Genomic DNA, 5876 nt, shown 5'->3' with positions numbered 1-5876 from the left:
GACAAGAGCGGGGGCTTCGCCCCCTGCACCCCCAACCTCTCTCACCTCACCATCGCAGCAGCAGCTTGGAGGCCGGGTCAGTCGGACGATCTTTGTGCCGCACGTCCTCAGCTCCGGAAGCAGAATGACGGTTTCCACGCCGCAAGCGGCGCGGACCCTCCGTAATTCAGCTTCCTACGCCTCCGGGCGCGCGGCCCTTCAATCTTACCGACCGACCCGGCTCCAGCGCAGCAGCAGCTTCCCAGGCGACGGCTCCACTGGCACCAAGCTCGACCGTTGGTTCCTTCTCCCAACCTCACCTTCTCTCACATCATAGAGGAAGAAGTGGCGCTTCAGCGCCCAAAGCACGCGCCATTGGCGCGTTCGGTCCAGCCGAATGGCTGGGCGTGACCCCCAAGAGCGGGGGGTCACGAAAGACCGGGTGTGACGGGTCGCAACGCGAGCTGTAACGCCCGGTGGGGATGACCATTGAGAATTCCTCTCCCTCATGTATCTTCACCCTGACGGCATGGGTGATCGCGGGGGTGCAGTCATGGGTGACAGAAAAGAAAAAGGCCCGCCCTCTTTTGAAGAGATCATGGCCCGTGCTAACGCGCGCCGAGAACGCTTCATCGGGCCGCCTCAACCATCGAAGATGCGCCGCGACAAACCTGTGATCGACCCCGCCGAGATCACCTCCGAATACTTGCTTGAGCAATTTCCAGAGGCCAATGATGACTGACGAACTTGAGTGGCTGACCTACGACGAGGCGGCAAAGGCCCTCGGGATCAAAGCTGACAGCGTCCGCCGCAGAGCTGCCGCACGGAAGTGGCCTCGCCGCACGGGCAATGATCGCAAGGCACGCGTCGGAATCCCCCGTGACATCATCCCTGATGCCACCCCCGCGCCCACCACTGACATCACCCCCGATGATACGGACATGATCCAGATCCGCGAGGAGCTGGCAGAGGCTCGAACGGAAGTCCGCCTCCTGCGCGAACAGATCAGTGATCTGAAAGACGATCGAGACGCCTGGCGCGAACTCGCGAACCGGCCCCAACCCTCTCTTCTCGAGCGAATACGGAAATCCTTTGCCGGCTCTTGAGAGGGGGTGTAGCTCAGCGGTAGAGCGGTGGCCTTATAAGCCATGAGCGCCAGATTAGCGCACGGTCGCCGGTTCGAATCCGGCCGCCCCTACCAGTCTTTCCGGGAACTTCGCGAAAGTCTGTTATGGTGCTTTCGGACAGACCCCACCGTCGGTTATAAATATGGGTATCGGCGGCTCGAAAACCGTCGTTGCAGATCTAAGCACTCTTTTCGGATGCTCAGCGAGGCACCCCTCGCGAACCAAAGTTTAGGTGTTACGGGTCTATCCGTCTGGCTGGAACCAGCGGGTAAATCTACAGCCCGATCTGCGGGAGTCCAAATGGACACTTTGATCGTGTGCCTGATGGTCGCTCAGCTTGCTGTGTCGATCTATATGGCCTGGAAGACCCCATCTGACCGGTAAAACGTGAAGAAGGGGTGGGGGACGGGGTGCCTCGCCCCCACTTCCGCCATGTCTTGAAAAAGATGAAGCCTTCAGATGCTGGAACACCTGAAGGCTTATACTTCCGAAATTGGGAATCCGATTTCGGACACTTTGATCGGCTACTATGATAGGGAATAGCGGGTAATAGTCAACTAACAGTTGCCTATGCGTCCCGCTTTAGAAGCCCATTGAAGGTTCGTCATCCGACCCCGTTTCCGGCTCCGGTTCGCTTTCGAAGGGATCGTCAGGCCGCGTTGCCTGCCCAGCGAATTCGTCGCGGATCGCGGCTGCCAGGAACCCGCCCACTTGCTCTTTCGTTTCGAGTTCCGCAATCGCGGACTTGATTTCGGAGAGCTTTGGGCCAACGCCGAGCCGTTCAGCCACGGCTTCTACGATCTCGAAAACGCGACGACCGAGCTTCAAGGCTTTGTCTCTGAGCGTCCGAGCCTGTTCGAGCTCTGCGACCGCCTCGGCTTTCACCTTCGCCGCTTCGGAGCGGTCTCGGGACGCTTCGGCACGTTTCTGGGCGGCTTCTGCCGCGTCACGCTTCGCCGCCGCGCGAAAAGCCTTGGCCTCGGCTCGGTCTCGGGCAGCTTCTGCTCGAAGAGCCTCGGCCTCGGCCCGCGCTCTGGCCTCGTGCTCCGCGTCCCGCTTCACCGCCGCAGCTAAGGCATCGAGCTCCCGCTCTGTATCCTCGAGCTCGCGGGATTTCTCTCGAACCCATGTGCCTGTTTTGACATGCTCCGGCGAAGGCTCGCCTTCGCCGACGAAGTCGCGACCATAGCCCAGGCCGAGGTCTGCAACGGCTTGATGATAGGACAGCCGGGCTTCGCGCCGCGCCCATGCCCGCTTCCAGTATTCATTCGAAGCGCGACCGGCGACCCGCACCGTCGGTGCATTCTCAACCGCCTGTTTCCGGGCCTCGAACTCCTCCGGCGTCTCCCCGCGCTTGCGCCGCCCCGGCTTCCGTGGCCTCTTTTGATATGTCGGCACGATCAAGATGTGCATGTGCGGTGTGTCTTCGTCGAGATGCAACGAGACGTGGGCAAGGTCCGGCCCGTATTCGTCCCGGAGCCACTTCATCGTCTTCTTGACCCAGCGGTCGAGCTTCTCTTTGTTCCACTCCCCCGGCCCCTGGTCGGGGTCGCGGAAGTATTCCGGCGATGCGCTGAGAACCATCTGAACGTATGGGGCCTCAGCCTGCTTCGCCGGCCTCTGGACGCCCGAGGCCCACAGCGACTCGAGGGCTTCCTGCTGCGTCCTTGGCCTGTTGTCGGCAATCGTGGCATTGGGGAACATCCCAGACGGTTGCGGCTCCGGCATGCTGTCGGACCACAGAAGCCTGTTAAGGTGCGACCGATCGGGATCGATCGCCGACGCACCGTCGGGTTCGCGCTTCTCCTCATGGATCGAGACCGAGCGGACTTCGGACGCCCCGGCGTAGCGGATCGTCATAACGATGTCGGGTTCTGTTCTACCGTGTGCCATATCTTGTATATAATAGACATGGCGACTTTTTCAAAGTCTCCATGCTCATATGGAGACTTTTTGGGGCCCTACCCACAAAGTCACCATCTTCGCCCTGCCGGGGGCCGCCTCCCGCGGGGCCTGGCAGGGGCCTCTCCGGCTCACAACGTCCGCTGCGCTACCGTGTGTGTGAGCCTGCGCGCCTGCGGCTTGCTTCTCCGGCTACGCCTGCGCGGGCCTGTGGCCCTTGCTGGCAGCTTCATAAATTGATCCTTGAAGCTGCCCCATCCTTTACCATCGAAATCTCCACCCGGTCGGTTCAGAAGGTGGGCCAGGGCGTGCCCTCGATCGATCGCTCACGCTTGGCCATTTCCCCGAGGAACACCAGGCTCGCCATCTGCTCCATCTGCTCCTCATACTGCCGTCTCAGCGCCGCCGCGTCTTCCGGCGACAAGCTTGCGTAGACTGCTTCGCGCTCCTCGTGACTCGGCCCTCCAGCGAGCTCTTTAGCGATCGCCGCGCGGATCTCGGCCGCTTCATCCTCTGGCAGCTTCCTCAGCGCCTCTTCCCGTTCTGCCTTCGTCGTCATCTCTTTTCCTTTCGTGCTCGAGTAGCGGATTGAAAATCCGCAGCTCCCCTCGATTCACCACTTCGACCGGCCCTCATCCCATCCCAAAGGGTCTTGCTCGATCCGAAGCGCAATGTCGTAAGCCTCCGCCAGTAGCTCCGCCGCCCACTCGCTCGTCGTCAGCTCGTCCGGATCGATCGCCCGCTGCACCTGATCGCACGCCGACCAATATGCTGCGTGGATCTCGGCCGAAGCCTTCTCTGCTATCTGGTCCAAAGTCATCTTCACCTCGCTCCTTCCGTTCCAACTGCCAGTCTTGCTTACCTCGGTAACGCGGCCCCTCTGGCATCACGATCCGTGACAGCAACCCACCAGGTCGCGGCGGTGGCGGCCTCGAGAGATCCCGCGACTTAGCTGGACCATCGATCACTTCCCAGACGCCCGCCCCGCCACGCTCTTCAGCCGCATCGAGAATGTCTGTGCGACGGTGGCGAGCCTTGGCGCGCCATGTGTCGGCGTCGATGTTGGCGATCGGCTCGTCCTGGCGCTGCTGGCCCTCTTGCTCCGCGTCTTGTGCCGCCTCTTCGTCGGAGATCTCCTCGAGGCCCGCCAGATCGGTCAACTTCTTGAGCCCATCGAGCTGTGTCCGACCGTGAAACGCGTCAGCGTATTCGAGCCACAGCTCTCCCGCCTCTTCGTTGCCCGCCTTGCACGCCTCGAGGAGCTGCAGCGGCGTGCGCCCCTTGTTCTTGGCCCGCTTCTTGCCGCTGAGCGTCAGTTCCTCCGCCGCGCCCCACTTGCCGATATAACGCCCTGCAGCTGATGCCCCCTGACAATCGAAGGCAGCGGCTGCGCCATCGAGATCCTCAGCTCGCAGCGCCCCGCGCCAGGGGTCTCCCAGCTCAGCCAGCGCCTCGAAAGCCGCCTTCGTCCGAACGATGACCAGCATGTGGAAGTGAGGGTGCCAGCCGTTGCGCCCATGTGTGACCTCTGTCGCCGTCAAAACAGCGACAATTTCGGGTTTGATCCGCTTCCACGCCCGGTGCTGATGCAAGCGCCTCTTCGCGCTCTTCATCGCCCGCAGGAGATCCGCCAGATCATCACCTTGGCCGTGACGGGCCGTGAGCGTGATCATCGCGATCCTGTGACCTTGCTCGCGCGCCCATGCGAGGCCGTCATTCAGCTGCCGCCGACGCGTCTCGGAGATCCGCGCGGCACACGCAGGACATTGCCAGACATTGCCGCATGTCTGCAGCCCCCCGAAGCTCGCACGCGTCTGGCCGCTCTCGTCATACTCGGAAAGATGGACATCAACGCCCGCCGCCTTCGATTGCATCGCCCAGCGGCAAGTCCCAACGCCCTTGATCTGCTCCTTCGGGGTGCCTTTCGGGTAGCGCAGCCCTGCCGCTGTCCGCGACAGCGCCCAAATCGCGCGCCTTTTTTCGCGGAAAAGTGGGCCCGTTTCCCTTGTTTCATTGGGGTTCACCGCTTTTGAGCGGCCAACGATACTCCCATCTATACCAAGAGCGGCTTCGCCGCGGCCTCCGGCCCGGCCCTGGCGGGCCTCCTCCGACCTTTGATTCGGTGCGCTCGAGCCGCCCGAGGACAGGTCGAAAGGCGCCCGAAGCACTACTGATTGAAGCGTGAGTCTATCTCGCCACAACATCGCCGCTGCTCCGTGAGCTGCGGCGGACGACTTGATTGTGGGGCCTGTTCGGCATATTCTTTCCCTCGATCATCGGGCTTCGGCCCGATCTTTTCCGGGGCTTTCGCTCACAGTCCGTCCGCCAAGATAGAGCTGTGGGCATTGCCCGATGATCACGCTACAAGCCCCGCCCTTCGCGGGGCTTTCGCGTTTATAGGCCGGATGTTACTCTTTCCTCACGATGTGCGTCAAGTCGCCGGAAAAAGCCAAGTCTTTGTTTCGGAAATACTTTTTCGCACCAAGTAGGGATTCGTCAGATCCAACCGCGTGCTCGAGCGAAGCTCGATAGACCGGCCACCAGCGCTACAAGCAGCCAGTTCGGCACTTCTTTGGCCTCGATCGTGACCTTCCCGCATGTGATTTTCAGCTTCTTCATCCCTGCTCGTTCCTTCGTTTCATTGATGCTGGACCGGAGCTAGGGACACTCGAACCCACATCCAAAACTGAAAACGCGATGCTTAAACCACCCTGGTTTGCGTCGCCTGTATGATCATTTTAGCGGGCGAACAGTTGTCCCGCAAAAAAGGCCGGGGGGAGTTCTAAACCCTGACAAGAGCGGGGGCTTCGCCCCCTGCACCCCCAACCTCTCTCACCTCACCATCGCAGCAGCAGCTTGGAGGCCGGG

Annotated in this window: 6 protein-coding genes and 1 tRNA gene; 3 read left to right on the top strand and 4 right to left on the bottom strand. The window is 61.5% G+C overall.

Annotation, left to right across the window (positions count from 1 at the left end; all coding sequences use genetic code 11):
- The first annotated feature begins 532 nt into the window (after nucleotides 1-532).
- The 3 genes from BMI90_RS18650 to BMI90_RS18355 all read left to right on the top strand — a co-directional run bounded on the left by BMI90_RS18650 (nucleotide 533) and on the right by BMI90_RS18355 (nucleotide 1180).
- On the top strand, nucleotides 533-721 hold the full coding sequence (locus BMI90_RS18650; protein WP_146671360.1) for a hypothetical protein: 189 nt from the start codon (nucleotides 533-535) through the stop codon (nucleotides 719-721).
- Complete coding sequence (locus BMI90_RS18360) at nucleotides 714-1085, top strand: hypothetical protein (protein ID WP_078530915.1); 372 nt, start codon at nucleotides 714-716, stop codon at nucleotides 1083-1085. Before BMI90_RS18650 ends, BMI90_RS18360 begins: the two co-directional genes overlap by 8 nt.
- 2 nt (nucleotides 1086-1087) lie before the next feature.
- Nucleotides 1088-1180: transfer RNA gene (locus tag BMI90_RS18355), tRNA-Ile, on the top strand.
- 508 nt (nucleotides 1181-1688) lie between these two features.
- Here the strand turns inward: BMI90_RS18355 and BMI90_RS18350 are convergent.
- From BMI90_RS18350 to BMI90_RS19105, 4 genes are all read right to left on the bottom strand, one after another.
- Nucleotides 1689-2966 (bottom strand): plasmid recombination protein, encoded by a 1278-nt coding sequence (locus tag BMI90_RS18350; protein WP_168172823.1) that lies wholly within the window; start codon nucleotides 2964-2966, stop codon nucleotides 1689-1691.
- A 331-nt stretch (nucleotides 2967-3297) separates the two neighbouring features.
- On the bottom strand, nucleotides 3298-3567 hold the full coding sequence (locus tag BMI90_RS18345; RefSeq protein WP_078530913.1) for a hypothetical protein: 270 nt from the start codon (nucleotides 3565-3567) through the stop codon (nucleotides 3298-3300).
- Nucleotides 3568-3640: 73 nt separating this feature from the next.
- Complete coding sequence (locus BMI90_RS18340; RefSeq protein WP_146671359.1) at nucleotides 3641-5032, bottom strand: protein rep; 1392 nt, start codon at nucleotides 5030-5032, stop codon at nucleotides 3641-3643.
- 472 nt (nucleotides 5033-5504) lie between these two features.
- Complete coding sequence (locus BMI90_RS19105) at nucleotides 5505-5627, bottom strand: hypothetical protein (protein WP_281491826.1); 123 nt, start codon at nucleotides 5625-5627, stop codon at nucleotides 5505-5507.
- Between the last annotated feature and the right edge of the window lie 249 nt (nucleotides 5628-5876).

Source organism: Thioclava sp. L04-15 (assembly GCF_002020275.1).
Lineage (GTDB): Bacteria > Pseudomonadota > Alphaproteobacteria > Rhodobacterales > Rhodobacteraceae > Thioclava > Thioclava marina.
The sequence above is the reverse complement of the archived record's forward strand: the minus strand, read 5'-3'. Positions and strand labels throughout refer to the sequence as shown.